Origin of the sequence: Pseudoalteromonas sp. Z9A5, from assembly GCF_011378875.1 — a bacterium.
GTDB lineage: Bacteria > Pseudomonadota > Gammaproteobacteria > Enterobacterales > Alteromonadaceae > Pseudoalteromonas.
The window spans coordinates 16,977-37,560 of the sequence record NZ_WTLC01000045.1; the positions used below are offsets into that span (position 1 = coordinate 16,977).

General features: G+C 38.5%; 15 protein-coding genes and 10 tRNA genes. 14 read left to right on the forward strand and 11 right to left on the reverse strand.

The window, feature by feature from the left end:
• Positions 1–924, forward strand: a complete 924-nt coding sequence (gene speB, locus GQR56_RS18180) for an agmatinase (RefSeq protein WP_007583987.1) — start codon at positions 1–3, stop codon at positions 922–924.
• A gap of 72 nt (positions 925–996) precedes the next feature.
• Here speB and GQR56_RS18185 read toward each other — a convergent pair whose 3' ends face one another.
• Genes GQR56_RS18185 through GQR56_RS18195 form a run of 3 tightly spaced genes read right to left on the reverse strand, consistent with a single transcriptional unit; the run spans position 997 to position 3,523 of the window.
• Positions 997–1,395: a DoxX-like family protein gene (locus GQR56_RS18185; RefSeq protein ID WP_024611210.1), complete on the reverse strand. Its 399-nt coding sequence runs from the start codon at positions 1,393–1,395 to the stop codon at positions 997–999.
• Positions 1,382–2,404, reverse strand: a complete 1,023-nt coding sequence (locus GQR56_RS18190) for a M48 family metallopeptidase (RefSeq protein ID WP_166114121.1) — start codon at positions 2,402–2,404, stop codon at positions 1,382–1,384. Before GQR56_RS18190 ends, GQR56_RS18185 begins: the two co-directional genes overlap by 14 nt.
• A gap of 9 nt (positions 2,405–2,413) precedes the next feature.
• Complete coding sequence (locus GQR56_RS18195) at positions 2,414–3,523, reverse strand: YjgN family protein (protein WP_166114124.1); 1,110 nt, start codon at positions 3,521–3,523, stop codon at positions 2,414–2,416.
• Between the two features lie 432 nt (positions 3,524–3,955).
• Between GQR56_RS18195 and GQR56_RS18200 the strand changes: the two genes are divergently transcribed.
• The 10 genes from GQR56_RS18200 to msrB all read left to right on the forward strand — a co-directional run bounded on the left by GQR56_RS18200 (position 3,956) and on the right by msrB (position 15,832).
• Positions 3,956–4,159: a DUF1656 domain-containing protein gene (locus GQR56_RS18200; RefSeq protein WP_024611208.1), complete on the forward strand. Its 204-nt coding sequence runs from the start codon at positions 3,956–3,958 to the stop codon at positions 4,157–4,159.
• 5 nt (positions 4,160–4,164) lie between these two features.
• Positions 4,165–5,025, forward strand: a complete 861-nt coding sequence (locus GQR56_RS18205; protein ID WP_024611207.1) for an HlyD family secretion protein — start codon at positions 4,165–4,167, stop codon at positions 5,023–5,025.
• A gap of 10 nt (positions 5,026–5,035) precedes the next feature.
• Positions 5,036–7,072 (forward strand): FUSC family protein, encoded by a 2,037-nt coding sequence (locus GQR56_RS18210; RefSeq protein WP_166114127.1) that lies wholly within the window; start codon positions 5,036–5,038, stop codon positions 7,070–7,072.
• Positions 7,073–7,148: 76 nt separating this feature from the next.
• The gene (locus GQR56_RS18215; protein ID WP_166114130.1) at positions 7,149–7,880 is read left to right on the forward strand and encodes an RNA methyltransferase; all 732 of its coding nucleotides are present in this window, start codon (positions 7,149–7,151) and stop codon (positions 7,878–7,880) included.
• 68 nt (positions 7,881–7,948) lie between these two features.
• Positions 7,949–11,350, forward strand: coding sequence for an AAA family ATPase (locus GQR56_RS18220; protein WP_166114133.1), 3,402 nt, complete (start codon positions 7,949–7,951; stop codon positions 11,348–11,350).
• 70 nt (positions 11,351–11,420) lie between these two features.
• Positions 11,421–12,191: a cell division protein ZipA gene (zipA, locus tag GQR56_RS18225; RefSeq protein WP_166114136.1), complete on the forward strand. Its 771-nt coding sequence runs from the start codon at positions 11,421–11,423 to the stop codon at positions 12,189–12,191.
• 80 nt (positions 12,192–12,271) lie between these two features.
• Positions 12,272–14,290, forward strand: coding sequence for an NAD-dependent DNA ligase LigA (gene ligA / locus GQR56_RS18230; RefSeq protein WP_166114139.1), 2,019 nt, complete (start codon positions 12,272–12,274; stop codon positions 14,288–14,290).
• 10 nt (positions 14,291–14,300) lie between these two features.
• Positions 14,301–14,819 carry a DUF2919 domain-containing protein gene (locus GQR56_RS18235; protein ID WP_166114142.1) on the forward strand — a complete coding sequence of 173 codons (519 nt, stop codon included), beginning with the start codon at positions 14,301–14,303 and terminating at the stop codon, positions 14,817–14,819.
• Positions 14,820–14,821: 2 nt separating this feature from the next.
• Positions 14,822–15,262: a hypothetical protein gene (locus GQR56_RS18240; RefSeq protein ID WP_166114144.1), complete on the forward strand. Its 441-nt coding sequence runs from the start codon at positions 14,822–14,824 to the stop codon at positions 15,260–15,262.
• 129 nt (positions 15,263–15,391) lie between these two features.
• Positions 15,392–15,832 (forward strand): peptide-methionine (R)-S-oxide reductase MsrB, encoded by a 441-nt coding sequence (gene msrB / locus GQR56_RS18245; protein ID WP_024611200.1) that lies wholly within the window; start codon positions 15,392–15,394, stop codon positions 15,830–15,832.
• Positions 15,833–15,843: 11 nt separating this feature from the next.
• On the opposite strand, the gene GQR56_RS18250 is transcribed toward msrB, so the two are convergent.
• From GQR56_RS18250 to GQR56_RS18285, 8 genes are all read right to left on the reverse strand, one after another.
• Positions 15,844–17,496, reverse strand: a complete 1,653-nt coding sequence (locus GQR56_RS18250; protein ID WP_166114147.1) for a tetratricopeptide repeat-containing response regulator — start codon at positions 17,494–17,496, stop codon at positions 15,844–15,846.
• 667 nt (positions 17,497–18,163) lie between these two features.
• A tRNA-Val gene (locus GQR56_RS18255) sits at positions 18,164–18,239 on the reverse strand.
• 56 nt (positions 18,240–18,295) lie between these two features.
• Positions 18,296–18,371, reverse strand: a tRNA-Val gene (locus GQR56_RS18260).
• Positions 18,372–18,404: 33 nt separating this feature from the next.
• Positions 18,405–18,480 (reverse strand) — tRNA-Val (locus tag GQR56_RS18265).
• A 49-nt stretch (positions 18,481–18,529) separates the two neighbouring features.
• A tRNA-Val gene (locus GQR56_RS18270) sits at positions 18,530–18,605 on the reverse strand.
• Between the two features lie 152 nt (positions 18,606–18,757).
• Positions 18,758–18,833, reverse strand: a tRNA-Val gene (locus GQR56_RS18275).
• Positions 18,834–18,994: 161 nt separating this feature from the next.
• Positions 18,995–19,070, reverse strand: a tRNA-Val gene (locus GQR56_RS18280).
• 155 nt (positions 19,071–19,225) lie between these two features.
• Positions 19,226–19,301 (reverse strand) — tRNA-Val (locus tag GQR56_RS18285).
• An 866-nt stretch (positions 19,302–20,167) separates the two neighbouring features.
• Here GQR56_RS18285 and GQR56_RS18290 point away from each other — a divergent pair.
• The 3 genes from GQR56_RS18290 to GQR56_RS18300 all read left to right on the forward strand — a co-directional run bounded on the left by GQR56_RS18290 (position 20,168) and on the right by GQR56_RS18300 (position 20,575).
• Positions 20,168–20,243 (forward strand) — tRNA-Ala (locus GQR56_RS18290).
• Between the two features lie 36 nt (positions 20,244–20,279).
• Positions 20,280–20,355 (forward strand) — tRNA-Glu (locus tag GQR56_RS18295).
• Positions 20,356–20,499: 144 nt separating this feature from the next.
• Positions 20,500–20,575, forward strand: a tRNA-Glu gene (locus GQR56_RS18300).
• Positions 20,576–20,584: the final 9 nt, after the last annotated feature.

Genomic DNA, 20,584 nt, shown 5'->3' on the forward strand with positions numbered 1-20,584 from the left:
ATGTCGACTTTGTTTGGTCACGCAGATCACTCATTGTACTCAAATGGGATGACGTTTTTACGTCGTCCTATGGTGCAAAACATTAATGCAATTGACGCTGACGTAGTTGTTTTAGGCTTACCGTTTGATTTAGCGACATCGGGTCGCCCTGGTGCACGTTTAGGTCCTGATGCGATTCGTCGTGCGTCGGTTCATTTAGCATGGGAAGACACTAAGTACCCGTGGACGTTCCCGTTGTTTGAGCGCTTAAAAGTGGCAGACGCAGGGGACTTTACTTACCCTGTTGGCGATCCTGAGTATTTTACTGCGCAACTAGAAATGGCTGCTGAGCAAATACTTCGCCAAGGTAAAACGCTATTAGGTTTAGGGGGCGATCACTTTGTGACGCTTCCGTTATTACGTGCTCATGCAAAAATACATGGCAAAATGGCGCTGGTACATTTTGATGCGCACACAGATACCTATAGCAATGGCTCGCGATTTGATCACGGCACTATGTTTTACCATGCGCCAATGGAAGGGCTAATTGATGTTGAGCACAGTATACAAATAGGTATTCGTACCGACTTTGATCAAAGCAAACATGAGTTTGCTGTAATTGATGCAATGCAAGCTAACGATTTACATGCAAATGATATTGCAGCGCAAATACTTGAACGGGTAGGTGACCTACCTGTTTACTTAACGTTTGATATAGATTGTTTAGACCCTGCGTTTGCGCCTGGTACAGGCACTCCTGTTTGTGGTGGTTTAACGTCAGATAAAGTACTTAAAGTACTGCGTGCGCTAAAAGGCATAAACATGGTAGGTATGGATGTGGTAGAAGTATCACCGTCGTATGACCAAAGCGAGCTTACCGCTATTGCCGCAGCAACCATTGCGAGCGAATTACTGCATTTGTGGACGCATAAAAATAAGTACTAATTTTACAAATTAAGTACTACAAAAAAGGGTATGCGCAGGCATACCCTTTTTGCTCTTATAAGTTAGATTAATTTAAGTTCTTATTTTATTTAATACGGCAATTTCTTTTAACCATATAACGCTCAGCCCAATAAGAGGGAGGTTAGTGGTTACAGGGTTAAATGCTTCAATAAGCAATTGCGGCTGCATTATAACTACAGCAAATAAAAGCCCCACAAGCGCCAATATATTTAAAGCTACCAGGTGCTTATTTTTATAAAATACAATTAAACACAAGCCAAATATAATTTCGCCGACTCCTGCCGAACGCGTAATTAAATCAGACACTTCCTGTGAAAAACCAGCACTGCCAGTCATTAATTTTTCAAGCGGTGCAATATGATAAAGCTTTGGGAAAAAGCCATGATATATCCAACTTAAACTTACTATGTAACGAGCAAGTTGAATATAAAACGTGTTACTTTCTGGCATTATCAATACGCTCTTGTGCACTTGGATGGCTAGATAAGTACTCTAATAAGTTATTTACTTTTTCGAGGTGTTTGTTTTCGCTAGTATGACTTTCTTGCAGTGCTTCTATCGCATCAGCAAAGTCATTGCTTGAATACCCTAACAACTCCAATTGGGTGAGTGCAAAAGTATCTGCCTCGCGTTCCATATCACGTGAAAATCCTTGCTGAGCAAACGATGCACCTGTACCTAACGCTACTTCGGCAACACCTTCTAAATCACCAAATACAACCGCTAACACAATAGTACTTGCGGCAGATTGAGCTGTAATACGTACGCTATGTTGATGCACTACATGACCCATTTCGTGTAGTAATACCGCTTTTAAGGCATTGGGTTTATCGGCAAGTAAATTTGCCAAATCATCAGTAACCACTATACGACCATGGGGTAGCGCAAATGCGTTAGCACCAAAGCTGTCTGATTTATAAAACGATAACCTATAAGCCGATTGATCAAGCGAAAGCTTATTAAGCATGTTTTTAAAATGTGCCTGTACTTTAGCTTGTTGCTCTGCGGGCAGCTCACTTGGGTCAAGCGCAATCTTTTTAATTAGTGTAAAACTTTGCTCCCCCATTTGTTCTACAACATTACGTGGCAGGGTATCAACACTGTAAACAGCAATGGCGGGTACGGCTTTATAAAGTACTAACCACATAAAGAGCGGTGTAAATATGACTGCGGCTAAAATTGCCCATTTACTTTTTTCAAGGCGTTCCATTACGTGATGGTTATTTGCTTTAAATGGCCATCTGTAATTTACATCAAGAGGGATAAAACGACTGCCATCTTCAAAGTTTAGTTCGTCGGCAAGTCCGGCCATTCCCGAACTTAAATTAAGACTTGAGATTGCGTGGCGAGCTATAACGTGTTCATCGTTGATAATTTCAATGTGTGTGTCGCTAATAGTTGCAACACACACCTGATAATTACTCGATGCGATGGGAAAAAAATGTCCCTTTACATGCATGGTGAGCTCTTAAGTTAAAGAAAGGTCAATATCAAATACGTTTGCAGCTTCTTCAGCAAATGATGATTGCTGTTCTTGCGCGGTATCGATTAGGTTTAATGCGCCAGGATAAATAGTGACGTTAGTTACATCAGCGAGCATTTTTGATGTACGTACTTTTGTCCATGGGTATGCAAGGCCTAAAGAAAATACAATAGCCAACATATTAGTTAATAGTAAAACAGCGAAAGGAACTGGTTTTAACTCTGATTTAAATGTAGCAACGCCTTCAAAATGGCTGTTATCAAAAATATGATTTCTAATAGCGGCATGCCATACAGCAGAAACAATGGCAATCATCAGCACATAGGCAATCATCATAAGTATAGGTAGCATAACCATTGCAGGGGAGCTTTCTAAATTTTGTTGATTTTCAACATCTAATAAATTGAGGCCAAATAACCCTAAAATCCCCATAAATACAACCATAGTGATAGAGCTCACCACAAAACATATAAGCGCTGTTAGGTAATAGGTTTCGCCTTTTAGGTTTACAGTAAGTGGTTTGTCGCCGTAACTAATGTTGCTATGGATATAGCTATCAATACGTTTTATAACATACGGCATTAATAAATAAAGTGTAAATATGCTGGCGATAGGCAAAAGTATAAAGTTAATAAAGGCTTCGCCGTAATTGCCTTTAAAAGCAAAACGAACATTACGATGGCGCGTCATGCGCATATTAAAACGTAAACCTTGATTAATAATCCACGGCATTAAAAATATAAAACCAAGAACAAAAAATAGACCTAATATAGGCATAAAGCTAATAGAAAATGTGTAAATAAAAAACACAATAACCGCTAAAATCCGACCTTTTAAAATCTGTATTGGAGTTGCTAGGTAGTCAAAGCTATGACCGTCTATACGAGTGTGACCGTAAAAATAGCGATGTGTGCGTACTTTAGCCCACGCTGAGTATATGCCAAGCGTAATAACGCTAAGTAATATATTTACAATCCAAATACCAAAAAACTCACCGCCTTTACCACTAAACTGCACTTTTCCACTAAAAATTGGTTCAGCTGGTTTATTTATTGATGGGGTTGTTTCAGAGGGGGTAGGGTGTATTGATTCCATTAAAATTATATCCATGTTTTTTTTGTTAATTTACCTGTTTTTAGTGCAAAATTCAATATTTATAATGTTTGCAGCTTTGCTGCAAGCACCAAAAATAGGCAGTGCATAGGTTTTTACACTCATTATTTAATACGCTCTATAAATAAATATTGTTACATGTCGTGTTTTTAAACTTGCTTACCTTTTAATATTTAATTAAACAGCTATAAATAGAGTTAGTTGTATTATAAATATAACGTTATTAATTATGTATTAAGCGCGCCTAGGTACACTTAAGTAAGTTGATTTATATATCAAAATAATTAATTGTTACCGTTATTAATTATTACCGTTATTAATTATTACCGTTATTAATTGTTACCGTTATAGTGCTGTAAGTTAAATGAATTTGTTGGTGCTTATCATCGTTAAAATAATATTAGGATACTTATTATGCTTCACGCGGTAGTTTTGGGGGGATTAGAATTTAGTCCACTGATTGTTTATTTCCCAATTGCGTTTATTTTAACCGCGCTGACTCGTTTTGTTTTGCATCGATTAGATTGGCACGATCGTATTTGGAAGGTGGCTTGGTTTGAAGTGTCACTGTTTGTTTGTTACTTGGCACTCGCCGTCTATTTACTAAGTGGAAGATAAATTGAATGATTAAATATCTGCGTATTACTTTTACTATAGTGGTTGTTATAGCTGCGGTTTTTGCTGGGCGTTGGGTTTGGACTGACTACATGCATACTCCTTGGACGCGCGACGGTCGCATTCGAGCAGATATAGTTACAGTTGCTCCAGACGTTTCGGGTTGGGTCACAACTTTAAATATTAAAGATGGTCAAAACGTACAAAAAGGCGAAGTTCTTTTTAATGTTGATCAAAAGCGTTACCAAGCAGCGCTTGATAAAAGTAAAGCCAATACAGAAAATGCGCTATATACATGGGAACTTGCTAAACATAAATACGAAAGGCGTGTTGAGCTAAGCACCCAACAAGCAATAAGTGAAGAAACACTAGAATCAACACGTATCAACACCAAAATTGCCGAAGCAAATTATAACTTAGCTAAAACAGAGCAAACAATTGCGCAATTAAATGTTGATAGAACGCAAATAGTTGCACCTGCATCGGGGCAAATAATTAATCTGAATTTACGCCAAGGTAACTATGTAGCTCAAGGCACCCCTGTGTTTGCTATCGTGCGGTTAGATTCGTTTTACGTAACGGGTTACTTTGAAGAGAGTAAAATACCGCTTATTTACCCTGATCAAAAAGCTAAAATAGCGCTTTTAAGTGGTGGTAAGCAATTAACAGGGCATGTAGTGAGTGTAGGTAAAGCAATTGCAAATACGAATACACAAAGTAACGGACAACTTTTACCGCAAGTGCAACAAACATTTAATTGGGTGCGCTTATCGCAACGTATTCCTGTTGATATTAAATTAGACACACTACCCGAAAATATTCAGCTTAGTGCAGGAATGACCGCCACGATACATCTCGCTACACGTTAAGGGGAAGACTGTGGGCGTTGTATTACAAAATTTGTTTTTTCCTAAAAAGCAGGCAATCATTTTTGCGATTAAGGGCGTTATAGCCATGGTAATGGCGCTTACTATCGCTATGTGGCTTAATCTTGAAAGACCTTATTGGGCGTTAGTCTCGGCTATATTTTTGCAATTACGCCCGCAAAGCGGATTGGTTATTGAAAAAGCAATTTGCCAAATAATAGGCACCATAGTGGGTGGTTTATTTGGCATATTGCTTTTAACTCAGCTAATTCTTTACCCTTATTTAGCGCTAGGTGCACTTGCATTATGGTTGGGGGTAAACTCTGCGTTATCGGCAATGGTACGCCAAGCAAACTTTGTTTATGCGTTTGCTATGGCAGGTGTAACAGCCGCTATTATTGTACTTTTAGTCATGGTTACTCCGGCAATGGTAAGCAGTCAAAGCATATTTGATATTGCACAAGCGCGCGTGAGTGAAATAGTAATAGGCTCAATATGTGCAGGCCTTGTGAGCCATTTATTTTGGCCTGTAAAAGTTAAACACTTACTGCAAGTTCAAGCGCGGTCGGTTATAAATCAAACGTTAGATTATTTAGTAACTGAGCTTGATTCTAAAGGCTCGCACGAAAATCGTCATCAACAAATAGATGGCATTATGGCAACGTTAGGATCTATAAACGAAGACTCTAGCGCAGTAAGATACGAAGGACCAAAAGGTCCAGGGCGCTCGCGTGCTGCAAATCAATTGTCGCAAAAAGTACTTTCTTTACTGGCTTCAATTCAAATAGTTGGTCGTCTACAACGAAACCACGCAGACCTTATTACTCCTACACTAGACAAATTAATAAGTAAACTTAAACACGTATTCGCGCAAATTAAAGAATCTGACGATTTTGATTACTGCGCCGAACAAGTTAAAACACTGCGTAAAGAGCTAACCGACTATAGAGCAAATACGGTGTGTGATTCGCCATTTGAATCTCACATGCTCAATGTGAGCTTAGAAGTAGCAGCCGACTTAACAATTTTACTACGCGCATACAGAGCTTTAGAACAACGCGATAAAACATTATTAAATGCACCCAGTATGCTTACATATCGTGACCCATTAGCTGGCATTATAGTTGGATTTAGAACTGCTTTGGTGTTTTCTATCGGCGCATTTATTTGGATTAATACAGGTTCTTCAGCTGCATTATTAATTATGATTTTACCCGTAATATTTTCGATAATGCTGGCGAGAATACCCTTGGCTATTTTACAGGTTGTAATTAAACGTTTATTGGCAGGTATAATTGTTGCTACTTTTGTGACTATTTTTTATGCGTTAAATTTACTGTCGCAAAGTGGTGGGCAATTAGAAATATTATTGCTTGTATTAGCTGGTCCGTATTTTTTGGGTTTGCTGCTGCTCGCTGATCAACAAACGCTGCCATACGGCTTAGGGTTTTGTATTCCATTTACTATTTTGGTTAGACCAAGCACGGATATGAGCCTAGCGTTTTCAATTGATTATACACTCAGCTCTGCAATCGCTATTTTTGCTGGCGTGAGTATTTTATTTTGGATTTTTCAGTTATTTACAGGACCAAGTGTTCAGTTACTTGTTCATCGTGTTTTTAAGGCTACTTATAAAGATTTACTCGAAATAAATACCCATCAAACTCCGAGTATTTGGTACAACCGCCGTATGGCAGATAGGTTAATACGTTTAACTAATTACGATCAGGGTTCACACTCACGCGCTATTACCGATTTGGCTCTAACCGGTCTAAACTTAGGGCATGCCTCAGTGCGATTAAAATCAATTTGCGAAAACCTTGCTGGTGACAAAAAGCTAAAATACCTAAATGAGTGGCAACGCACGTTGGCTGATGCATTTATGCTGGCTACCAAAGGTAAGTTTGATGAAAACTTTAAGCAAGCGTCTGATAATCTTTATAACGAATTAGCCGCATCTGTTGGTGATTCAAACCAATTAGAGGCAATAAAAGGGATGTTTATTCGTATTAATCTGACCTTTGAAAGAAGTGCCAGCAAGATAAATTAACCCTATTCGCTGCTTTTCGAGTTCAGATGTTATACCGAAATCTGTTATACTTGATGGACAATTTTATGGGGCTGTTATGATTTCAAAAAACCAACTCAAACTTATTCGCCAACTTGGCCAAAAAAAGTACCGAAAGCAATATAATCAATACCTTGTACAGGGTGAAAAAAATGTACTTGAGTTACTAAACAGCCCATTAAATGCGGTTAATATTTTTGCTACTGATGAATTTATAAATGCGTACCAAGGTGAGTATCAGCACGCTAATTTTATTGAAGCGGATGAAGAGACCCTCACTAAAGCAAGCACATTAGTTAGCAATAATGCAGCCATTGCTATTGTTGATATGCCAAAGGCGGCTTTACCACAAGCAAATGGCTTAATTCTCGCGCTTGATGGCGTATCTGATCCTGGTAATTTAGGCACAATAATTAGAGTAGCTGATTGGTACGGTATTAAACATATAGTAACTAGCACCGACAGCGCAGACGCTTACAACCCTAAAACAATTAGCGCCACAATGGGCTCATTTGTAAGGGTATCGGTAAGCCAAGTAGATTTACCTGATTACTTACAGTCTTTAAATTTACCAGTTTACGGTGCTTTTTTAGATGGACAAAGTGTACATAAAACCCAATTTACGGGCTCAGGCGTTTTGCTAATGGGCAGTGAGTCGCATGGTATACGCGAGACATGTGCAAATTTAGTGACCAATAAAATAACCATTCCCGCTTTTGGTGGTGCAGAGTCACTTAATGTTGCAATGGCGACCGGTATCATTTTAGATAACTTTAAACGACAAGCTTAATCTATTAGTAAATTATGGGTTAAATTGTTTATGACAAATAACAATAATAAATTGGTAATAACAATAAGATGCGCTTAAGCACTATTAAATTAGCGGGCTTTAAATCGTTTGTAGAGCCCACTAAAATTCCATTTCCTGATCAAATGACGTGTGTTGTAGGCCCCAATGGCTGTGGCAAATCTAACGTTATTGATGCAGTACGATGGGTGCTAGGTGAAAGCTCTGCTAAAAACCTGCGTGGCGATGCCATGACCGACGTTATTTTTAATGGTTCAACTAATCGTAAAGCCATATCGCAAGCTTCTGTAGAGCTTGTTTTTGATAACGATAAAGGTAGTCCTTCAAATACATTTGCTGATCGAAACCAAATTGCGATTAAGCGCTTAGTAACGCGCGACGGGCTGTCGCTGTACTTTTTAAATGGCAGTAAATGCCGTAAGCGCGATATTACCGATATATTTTTAGGCACCGGTCTTGGTCCGCGTAGTTACGCGATTATTGAGCAAGGGATGATCTCGCGCTTAATAGAAAGTAAACCACAAGAATTACGCGTATTTTTAGAAGAAGCTGCTGGTGTTTCTAAATACAAAGAGCGCCGCCGCGAAACACAAACACGCATTAAAAGCACCCGCGAAAACCTTGAGCGTTTGTTAGATGTGCGTAAAGAGCTGCAAAGCCAGTTAGATAAATTGGCTGTGCAGTCGGTTGATGCAAAAAAATACCGTGAGTTAAAAGCGCAAGAACGCACATTAAAAGGGCAAATTGCGGTTTTAAAATGGCAAAAGTTACACCAGCAGCAACTTGAAAAAAGCACTCTAATTAAAAAACTGAACGATCAAATTTCGTTTTTTAAAACCGCTAACTCAGGGCACGACGATGTACTTGCAAGCTTAGAAGGGCAAGTACAAGCTCAGCAAGATAAACTAAGCGACGCACAGCACCAGCAACATGTAATACACACCGAGCTTACCCGCGCTGAGCAACAGCAAATAAATGTAAAGCAACAAATCCAAACGCTTAAGCTAAATTTAATTAAATTACAGCTACGTCAAACTCAGAGTACTGAGATTAAAACGCAGCAGCAAATTGTGTGTGAACAATTAAATGAAACCCTTCAAGAGGCAAGTGAAAACGCGTTAATGTGCGAAGAGCAAGTTAGGAAGTTAACGCATGAGCTTGAGGAATTATTAGCACTTAAGCAGCACCGCTATACCCATTGGCAAACTTTGAGTGAGCAACAACAACAACTCAATAATAATGCACAACTGCATAGCAGTCAGCTTAAACAAACTCAACAGCAAATAAGCCACGTTAACGAGCAACGTAATCAGTTAAATGCGCAGCTTACTGAGCTACAAAGTAGCGATGTAGAACAGCAATTAATAGAGCAAACACAGCAAACACAAGTATTAACTCAAGAGCTTGCCATTAAACAAACTGGGCATACACATTGTAGCGCTGAGCTTGAAATACAAAACGCGCTTGTTAATAACGCACAAAAGAAGCACTCGATACTTACTCAAAAAGTAAATGAGTTAAAAGCCAGTATAACGGGGCTTAAAAGTACATTAGGACTTGATGAAGAAACCTCTAATGCTAATGGGTTGTTTAGTCAGTTAAGTGTTAAAGAGGGTTTTGAGCATTTAATAGAGCAGGCACTTAAATCGTTAGAGCACTTAAATGTAAGTGAGCAGCAAGCTGATAATAGTGTGTGGCCAATTAGTGGTAAGCACATTGCTGAAAATAGCTTAGCGGCGTTCATAACAAGCGGTATTTATCCAGATCATTTAACGCGTATTGCTTATAGCGAGAGCGGTGATTTAACGCTGTTAAATGATGATTTTTATATAGCTGTTATGGATAAAAACGGTGCAATGCATGGTCGTAACTGGCATGTAAGTGCTGATCGTAACGCAGAAAACTCATTACTTTTAAAACATAAGCAATTGCAGGATAAAGCTCAGCAGTTAATTGATGCCGAGGATGAGCTACAACAAGTAACATTAACGCTTGATGGGAATACAGCTCAGCAAGCGAAGTTAACTAACGAGCAAAGTGAGCTAAAAGAAGCGATACATCAGTTAGCGCAAAATATAGCGGTAGCCAGTACACGAAGCGACATGCTTAAGCAGCAAGTAGCGCAATTTAAGCTGCAATTAGAAAAACTACAGCAACAAAAACAGCAATTAACCACTGCGCTTTTGCAATTAAATACCGTGCTTGATGAGCAAACAGAGCAATTTGACGTTTTTAATGATCAGCAACTTAGCTTAGCGGATGAGCTAGACGCTGCAAATAGCCTGCGCTCACAAAGTGATAAAAGTTATAGCGAAGCATTAAGCATGCTTGAGCAATATAAAACACAAGCGCATAGAGCAACGCTTACTGAACAAAAAGCACGCAGTGAATGGCAGTTAAGCAAAACTAAATTGACCCATGCAGAGCAAGAGCATATTAGTGCATTTGAAGGTGCACAAGAATTACTCAATGAAATAGAAGAGCTGCTTATACCAGAGCAAGAGCTTAGCGATAAAATAACGCAGTTTTTAGCGCAGCATCAAAAAGGTGAGCAAGCCTTGGTATTACTTCAAAAAGAATTAATTCAAGCTAAAGAAAGCTTAAACACCAAGCAAATAAGCCTTAAAAATTCACAAGGTGAGCTGGTGGGCTTGCAAGAGCAGCATCAAAAGTTAACAATTGAAGAACAAAGCTTACTTATAAAAGCACAGGCTGCGCTTGAGCCATTAGAAGAGCTAAAGCAAAGCTTAAAAGCGATACTTGATGAATTACCAGACTCACTAAGTTTAAGTGCAGCGCAAAATCAGTTAACCGGATTTACTAATCAGCTAGAAAAATTAGGCGCGGTAAACTTAGCGGCAATTGAAGAATTTGATTTAGCTAAAGCACGCAGTGATTATCTTGATAATCAATTAGATGACTTAACAAAAGCGTTAAGTACGCTTGAAGGTGCAATTCGTAAAATTGATATAGAGACTAAAACACGCTTTAAAGCTACCTTCGATCAGGTAAATGAAGACTTTGCAGAGCTATTTCCTAAAGTTTTTGGTGGTGGTAGTGCGTATTTAGAATTAACCAGTGACGATTTACTCGAAAGTGGTGTTAGTATAATGGCACGGCCACCAGGCAAAAAGAATTCAACAATACATCTGTTAAGTGGTGGAGAAAAAGCGCTGACCGCATTATCATTAGTGTTTTCTATATTCAGGCTCAATCCAGCTCCTTTCTGTATGCTGGACGAAGTAGATGCGCCATTAGATGATGCCAACGTAGTGCGTTTTTGCCGTTTGGTTGAAGAAATGTCACAATCAGTGCAGTTTATTTATATTAGTCATAATAAAATTGCGATGGAAATGGCTGGCAGGTTAACAGGCGTAACTATGGCAGAACCAGGTGTATCACGTATGGTTGCTGTAGATATTGAACAAGCAGTGCAACTTGCACATGTATAATTTTTATAGAAAGTGTATTATTTTAAGTAATACATGGGTCTAGGCATAACAAATAATAAAAGGTGAGGGGATGGCCGAACAATTAAGGTGGGTTTTAATCATTATCAGTGTAGTAGTCATTGGTGGCTTACTTATACATGGTCTATGGTCAGTTAGAAAAAAAGACCGCCCAGAAGTATCAAATGATGAACGGGTTGAACCGTCGCAAGAAAGTGCGCCGATCAAATCACACTCTCCTCGTGTTAAAACTGAGGTGAAAGAGCCTGAGATAAACCAGCGTGATGAGCCACAATTTGGTGAGTTAAACTTCGATACCAATGAGCCACAAATAGAAATAGATGTGCCAGAAACGCCAATTGAAGACGACCTAACGATTGTTGATGAGCCAGCAGAAGTTGTTGAGCAAAGTGATGGTGAGAAGCCTGCGGCTATGTCTGACTTTGTGATAGTACATATTCAAATGCCTGATGGACTTAGTATGCAAGGTAGTAAATTATTACCTGCAGTAAATACATTAGGCTTTAAGTACTCTGAAGAAGGCTTTTTTAATCGACATATTGACCCAGCTGGGCAAGGTCCTGTTTTATTTAGACTGGTAAATATGTACAACCCAGGCACGTTTGATATTGATAATATGGAACAATTTAGTACCGCTGGGGTTAGCTTATTTATGACATTACCGTGTGAAGGTGATGGCTTAGCTGCATTTAACATGTTGCACAGCGCAGCTAAAAAGCTTAGCGATGAATTTGGTGCACAAATTTTAGATGCTGAACGCCAAGAAATGACAGTAGACCGTATTCGTCTTTATGTTGAACAGGTTCGTGCATTTTCTGCGTAATTAGCGCACAAGTTATATTTTGTAAGCCACTGGGCGTTGACTCGTCAAAGTGGCTTTTTTTATGTTTTTTTGAGGTTTAAATGTCTAGCAGCATTAGTGAGCAAATTAATCATTTTCGTACCATATTAGAGCAACACAATTACAATTATTATGTACTCGATACTCCCAGTATTCCCGATTCCGAATACGATAGATTATTACGTGAACTAAGTGCTCTGGAAAACGAACATCCAGAATTTTTAACGGCTGATTCACCTACTCAAAAAGTAGGTGGAGCTGCGTTAAGTAAATTTGAGCAAGTTGCGCATCAAGTGCCTATGTTATCGCTTGATAACGCGTTTAGTGAAGAAGAATTCACTGCGTTTAATCGCCGTATAAAAGAACGTTTAATGAGTACTGATGAGCTTACTTTTTGTTGTGAGCCAAAACTTGATGGTTTAGCTGTATCAATTATTTATCGTGATGGTGTGCTTGTACAAGCAGCGACTCGAGGTGATGGTTTTACCGGTGAAAACATTACTCAAAATGTAAAAACAATTCGTAATGTACCGCTTAAGTTACGTGGCGATTACCCAAAAGAGCTTGAAGTGCGCGGCGAAGTATTTATGAACAGCGCCGGCTTTGACAAATTGAATACTGAAGCAGAAAAACGCGGTGAAAAAGTATTTGTTAACCCACGTAATGCAGCAGCCGGTAGCTTACGACAACTCGACTCTAAAATTACCGCTAAGCGCCCACTCATGTTTTACGCATATAGCACTGGGCTTGTTGCCGATGGCAATATTCCCCAGGATCATTATCAGCAATTAGAAAAGTTGACTGATTGGGGTCTACCTCTGTGCCCAGAAACAAAATTAGTTGAAGGTCCAAAAGCCGCGCTTGAGTACTACAGCGATATTTTAACGCGCCGTAGCGAGCTTAAATATGAAATTGATGGCGTAGTAATTAAAATAAATGAAAAAGCCTTACAAGAGCGCTTAGGCTTTGTAGCTCGCGCACCTCGTTGGGCTATTGCGTATAAATTTCCGGCACAAGAAGAAATAACACAATTATTAGATGTAGAATTTCAAGTGGGCAGAACTGGCGCTATTACTCCCGTTGCGCGTTTAGAGCCTGTTTTTGTCGGCGGCGTAACGGTATCAAATGCAACGCTTCATAATGGCGATGAAATTGCGCGTTTAGGTGTAAAAGTGGGGGATACGGTTATTATTCGCCGTGCAGGTGATGTAATTCCGCAAATAACCCAAGTTGTACTTGAACGCCGACCTGATGATGCCCGAGATATTGAATTTCCGGTGACGTGCCCAATCTGTGATTCACATGTTGAAAAAGTTGAAGGTGAAGCCGTCGCTCGTTGCACTGGTGGTTTAGTTTGCCCTGCACAACGTAAGCAAGCAATTAAACACTTTGCATCGCGCAAAGCCCTCGATATAGATGGTCTTGGCGATAAAATTGTTGATCAACTTGTTGATAGAGAACTTATAAAAACACCGGCTGATTTGTTTATTTTAAAACAAGGGCATTTTGAGTCTCTTGAGCGTATGGGACCTAAGTCAGCTAAAAACTTGGTAACAGCACTTGAAGAAGCTAAAGGAACTACGCTTGCGAAGTTTTTATACTCATTAGGTATTCGTGAAGCCGGGGAAGCAACAGCACAAAATTTAGCTAATCACTTTCTAACACTTGAAAATGTAATAAATGCCAGCATTGATAGTTTAACGCAAGTAAGTGATGTAGGCGAAATAGTAGCTGCTCATGTTCGTGGCTTTTTTGATGAAGAGCATAATCTAGCTGTTGTAAATGCACTTGTAGATCAAGGTGTAAATTGGCCACAACTGAGTGCGCCTTCAGAGGAAGAACAACCACTTGCTGGGCTTACTTATGTGCTTACTGGTACGCTAAATACACTAAATCGTAATGATGCAAAAGCACGTTTGCAACAATTAGGAGCTAAGGTGTCAGGTAGTGTATCTGCTAAAACTGATGCATTAGTGGCAGGCGAAAAAGCAGGTTCAAAACTAACTAAAGCGCAGGATCTAGGTATAGACATACTAACTGAAGACGAATTAATAGAACTGCTTATAAAGCATAATGGTTAGGTAAATAACAATGAGCCGATACGGACCAGAATATTGGGATAAGTATGGAAGTTATCGTACACCCATCGCATTTCATTTAAGTGTATTGGTACTATTGCGCTCTTATTTTATTTGGGTTATTGCGGCGTTAAGTCGCCGACCTGAACTGGATTTAATGTCGTTATTTTTTAAAAATAAAAATGACTTTTTTATCGCAATAGCGATTGGAAGTATTGCAATAATACCGACTATTTTATTTTGTTTACGCAGACCACGAGATTCACACAGTGCGAGCGATAGGTTAGCAAAAATATGGCGATATATGCGCTGGCCTCTTATTTTATGTGCCGTTATTGATTTAATATGGTTAAGTATTCAAGCTGCACATAGCCACTACCTATTTTCATTATCGTTAGCTATACAAATGGTTATTGTGTTGTGGGTATTATGGTATTTAGCCAAAAGCCGTTATTTAACAGTGTTTTTTAATGATTGGCCTGAGCCAACAGAAAAAGCATCAGAAGAAAAAAAGCTACTTAAAAAGGATTAGCGGTGGACGCTGTAAATAAAAAAATAGCGATAGCGATTTCGTTAATTGGATTAGTACTTATTATTTTGATGATAAGTACTAAGTTTTTAGAATATATGTGGTTTAAAGCATTATTTGGTTTGTGGTTATTTGTTTTTTGCTCAAGTGTTTATAGGCTTACACCGTTATTTAAATCTAGAAATCCGTTAACCGATTTTATTCAGCGTGATGCACAACATTTATTATTATTTAGTTTGATGGGCTTTTTTGATAAAAAACACGGTCCAGATTGGCTCATCATTGAAAGTATTGAGCGTATAACGGTTAAAGACGACGAACTAATAATACACAGTAATAACGAGCGTCAATTTAGTGCTAGTTTACCGGCTAAAAAAGTTGAACTAGACACATTTTTAAAACGTATCCTTACCGATTCTGAAAAACAAACCATTACATTTGATTAAGCCAATTTATGCCTATTCGATAATGTAATGATTAGTTGGGTATTAATATAGCGTTGGTTTATTAAGCCAAGCTTTATTTTACTCTTGTCACATTTGGTTATAACTAACCAACTATTCAATGAGGCTGTTATGTTGAAATGGAATGATGTTATTAATTTTGCCAATAATGGCAATCCTACGCCAGCTCAAAAGGTTGTTAAAACCGACCAGCAGTGGCGAGAAGTACTTTCTGAAGACGAATACTACGTAACACGTAAAAAGGGCACTGAACGCCCTCACAGCTCTGGTAGCTGCACATTATTAGAACCGGGTAAATACGCATGTATTTGTTGTGATAACTTGTTGTTTGATGCAGATGAGAAGTTTGATAGTGGTACGGGATGGCCTTCATTCACACAGCCAGCAACGATAGAAGCTATCGGTTACATTAGCGATATGAGCCATGGCATGGAACGTGTTGAAGTTGTATGTAATGTTTGTGATGCACATTTAGGGCATATTTTCCCTGATGGACCATTACCTACAGGCTTACGATATTGTGTAAATGCACTGTCGATGAAAAAGCTTTAATACAACGTTTGTTACTTGGGGTTAGAGGTTGTACTAAGGTCTAGTCCCATTTCTTTTGCTGTATGTAAAATTTTATCTAAACGCTGCGTCTGTTCGCTTTGTAACTGAGCTTTATTAAGCAGGGCGTAGCATCTTTTAGCAAGTTCTGTATTAAATGAGTTACCTTGCTGTTTAGTCGAATCAAATAAACACTGTAGTAAATTAAGCGCGATGCTTGCATTGCGAGGCATGACTCTAAAAGCTTGTGTAAAGGCTTCTAATGCAGTGCTGAGTTGCCCTTTATTAAATTGATTTACAGCATGATTATTAAGTTCTTTCGGACCCATTTTAATATCGCGACGTTCACTTTGTTGCTGCTGAATATAACGTAAATAGGTGGTGTCGCTAACGACAGGGTGCCTCTCACAATGACTAATTATTTGAGTAAATAAATTCTGTGCTTTTTGATGAAAGCCTAACTCGTGGAACGCTTTAGCTTTATCGAGTGCGCCATCAACAGAGCGAATATGCGTGTCGTCATCGTCGAGTTGTTCAATTAGTTTTTTTGCTTTTTTATGTTCATCTTTTAAATAATGTAATCGTGCATTAAGTACATCAATTTGCGCTTGATTAGCATTGTTAGGAAACTGTTTTTTTAAATCATTAATGTATTGATTAGTTTGTCTAGAAATTCGTTGTATTTGGTCTGTTTGATCTGTTGTTAACGCAAAATCGATACCAGCACGGGCTGCATTTAAATACACGTCGGGGTGGTCATGTATTGAATGTTTTGCATAATTAGCTATATCTTTTTGTGTTAGATAGCTTTTTTCGTAATCGTGATTAATAAGCGACACATTACTTAGTGATTTTTGACGAGAAATATTACGCGGAGCAATATTAACAGCTTCACTTAAAAACTCTTGAGCTAGTTCAAACTGATTTAGCTTTATTTCTAGCTGCCCTAATAAATCAAGTGCTACTAAACGTGTCTCTTGGCGCTCTAGCATTGTTTTAAGCATACGCTGCGCTAAAATATGTTCATTATTTGCAATTAAAGCTTCAACTAACCCTACCTTTGCCCAAGCAAATTTTTGAATATCGAGAACCGATTTAAAAAAACCTTTAGCATCTTGATTTCTATTTAAACGAAGTAGGGCGTCGCCCTTTAAGCGTAATAAAATTGGGCTGTAGTTATTGTTTTTTTTATCAAGCGCCGTGTCTATATACTTAATTGCTTTTGAATCATTACCGTCATCAATAAGTGCGTACACTGTTTGTAGGTCGTGCTTTCTTTTTAAAATTCGCTCAATACGAGTTTTAAGTTCTTGTACTGTAAATGGTTTTACTAAAAAATCGTCAGGCTGTAATTCAAGTACGCTGTGCACAAGAGAGCCGCTTGTTTCAGCAGATATAAAAATAAAGCCAGTAGAGTGCTTAATTAAATGCTTAACACGGAGCTCTTCATAAAGTTGATAGCCGTCTTGTTGCTTGTTTAGATTAAATGAGCAAACAATTAAATCAAATTCTTCACTTAAGCAGTGCTCTTTTGCTGAACTTGCATGATCGGCAAAGCGCAACTGCCGAAAGCCTAGTCTTTCTAGCGATTGTTTCATATAGCTTTGAGCAAGCGGTTGCTCCTCTACTATAAGTATTTTGGCTTTTGAATAGATCTTAGTTGGCATTGGCTTAAGCGTTATTATATTTAACACAGACTATAATCAACAGTTTAACTGCTTACAAGGGAATTTAAATGATAGCTGTATTTATTAGGTACTTAATTTTGCCTAATACGTTTATATGGTTAAAAAAGTCCGGTTTTTAACATCAGTTTTAAATGCAATACAAGCAAGGCTGGTAGCACATAACTGTGGATATTTAATTTTAGTTAAAGATTATTACAGGCGAAGTAAAAATATTTATATATCGAGCGGTTGGGGTTTTGATATGCAAGTAGCTACTCATAAATTATAAACATAATTATTTTAAGAGAAGATATTTAATAGTTTGTATACTGAGATTAATGTTAATTTAAGATTATTTATAAGAAGGGTGTTTTATAGTTTTATATGTAGTGGCTGGTACTGGATTTGGCGACTTTAACTCTTGCCTTTATTTGCAAAGGGTGGCGATGCTACTTTACTTATAGGTGAGCTAATTTATATGTGGTGGGTGATACTGGACTTGAATTAGTGACTCTCTCCATTATTTGTAAAGAGTGGCGATGCTATTTTATTTATAGGTGAGCTAATTTATATGTGGTGGGTGATACTGGACTGGAGCCGTTGACTCTCGCCATTACTTGTAAAGAGTGGCGATGCTATTTTACTTATAGGTGAACTAATTTATATGTGGTGGGTGATACTGGACTTGAACCAGTGACCCTCGCCTTGTAAGGGCGATGCTCTCCCAACTGAGCTAATCACCCACATATAATAGGTATTATTAAATGTTTGAGATGTACTAAACATTTAATCTGTAATTTGGTGGGTGATACTGGACTTGAACCAGTGACCCTCGCCTTGTAAGGGCGATGCTCTCCCAACTGAGCTAATCACCCAAATTACATTTTAATATACACCACTATAAATAGTGGTGGGTCGTACTGGACTTGAACCAGTGACCCTCGCCTTGTAAGGGCGATGCTCTCCCAACTGAGCTAACGACCCATATTAAATTTTAAAACGCAACTATTAATATAATAATAGGTTTTATATGTGGTGGGTGATACTGGACTTGAACCAGTGACCCTCGCCTTGTAAGGGCGATGCTCTCCCAACTGAGCTAATCACCCACATATAAATTAAACGCTACTATTAAAATAAATAGTACTGGACTTTAACCAGTGACCCTCGCCGTTACTTGTAAGTAGCGGTGATGCTCTCTTTTTTCTAACTGAGCTAATCACCCATTTAGATTTTCTTGCAATATACACCATTCTAGGAATGGTGGGTCGTACTGGACTTGAACCAGTGACCCTCGCCTTGTAAGGGCGATGCTCTCCCAACTGAGCTAACGACCCATATTACATGCTACTACCTATATAGATAGTACTGGACTTTAACCAGTGAACCTCGCCATCTTTTATTAAAAACGGTGATGCTCTCTTTTCTTGTAACTGAGCTAACGACCCATATTACAATTTTAAAACATGACTATTAATATAGTAATAGGTTTTATATGTGGTGGGTGATACTGGACTTGAACCAGTGACCCTCGCCTTGTAAGGGCGATGCTCTCCCAACTGAGCTAATCACCCACATATAAACTAAAACGCTACTATTAAAATAAACAGTACTGGACTTTAACCAGTGAACTTCGCCGTTACTGTAGGTAGCGGTGATGCTCTCTTTTTGTAACTGATCTAACGACCCGTATACAGTATTCTTAGATGTGAACACTTTAATTGAAAAGTGGTGGGTGATACTGGACTTGAACCAGTGACCCTCGCCTTGTAAGGGCGATGCTCTCCCAACTGAGCTAATCACCCACATCTAAACAACATCACATTGCTGCGTTGTTGTGGGGCGCTATTATAGATAGAGTTGTAAATGTGTCAACACTTGAATGATAAAAATGTACTGACTGAGGATTTTATAAACAATAGCATAAGGTTGAAGTCTATTTTATCATCAAATTTAAAGTGGTAGTTCAAATAAGCATCTAATAAGCATTTAAAAGTACTCCTAGCTTTATTACGATTAAAACTTAAGTTTATTTTACGTTCCTGTAACTATTTTATTGGAACTATTTTAATGCTTATTGAAATTGACGTTATTTAATAATTAAGCCGTGTTCTATTTGTGTATTTTTATTTTCAGATCAAAATAGGCAAATTTGGACTTTTACTACTCAAAAGTAAAAGTGACTTAATCTACTATGATTTAAACAGATTTTAGTTAATGAGGTAAATCACCGCAGTTTGAAAAGCCAGCTCTAAAACATTAACAGCTCGTAAATAGAAGTGTTTGTAAGGTATTTGAACGCTGGTTACTAATAAAAGCTTTTTTAAGAGATTTTGTCGATTAATAGAATTTTAAACTATTATGATGGCACATGTTTAATTTGCATATAAATGTATACCATTGCCTTCTTGGTATTATTGCTATGTTAATACAGCAGAGTAGGGCGTTTTTAGTTAACTATCTTAATATGTGGTGCTGTAATCTAAGCAATTGAGGTGTTATTTTGGTTAAATTGCATTTATTAGCACGCTTGATAGCCAGTTTGTTGAAAATTAAACCATTTAAATAAAGCTAAGTAAAAAACTGTTGACTTTGTTTTGGGTGATGCATAGAATGCGCCCCGCACTAAGCAATACACGACGTGTTTGTCACGGGGAGTGTTGACTAAGTTGGGGCCATAGCTCAGCTGGGAGAGCGCTTCGCTGGCAGTGAAGAGGTCTGCGGTTCGATCCCGCATGGCTCCACCAAAAATTAGTGTTTGTCCTAGGGTAGCAGTTTTCTGTGTCCCCATCGTCTAGAGGCCTAGGACACCGCCCTTTCACGGCGGTAACAGGGGTTCGAATCCCCTTGGGGACGCCACTTAGCTTTAGTTAGTTAAAGGCGGTTTTACCGAGAAAATAGCGTTACAACTAAAGCTCGAGTCTTTATTTGTACTAAACGCAATTACCTTAAAACTCAGGATGTGAGTTAAACTAATCAACTGTCCTAGTGATACATTTATGTGTCCCCATCGTCTAGAGGCCTAGGACACCGCCCTTTCACGGCGGTAACAGGGGTTCGAATCCCCTTGGGGACGCCACTTACTTAT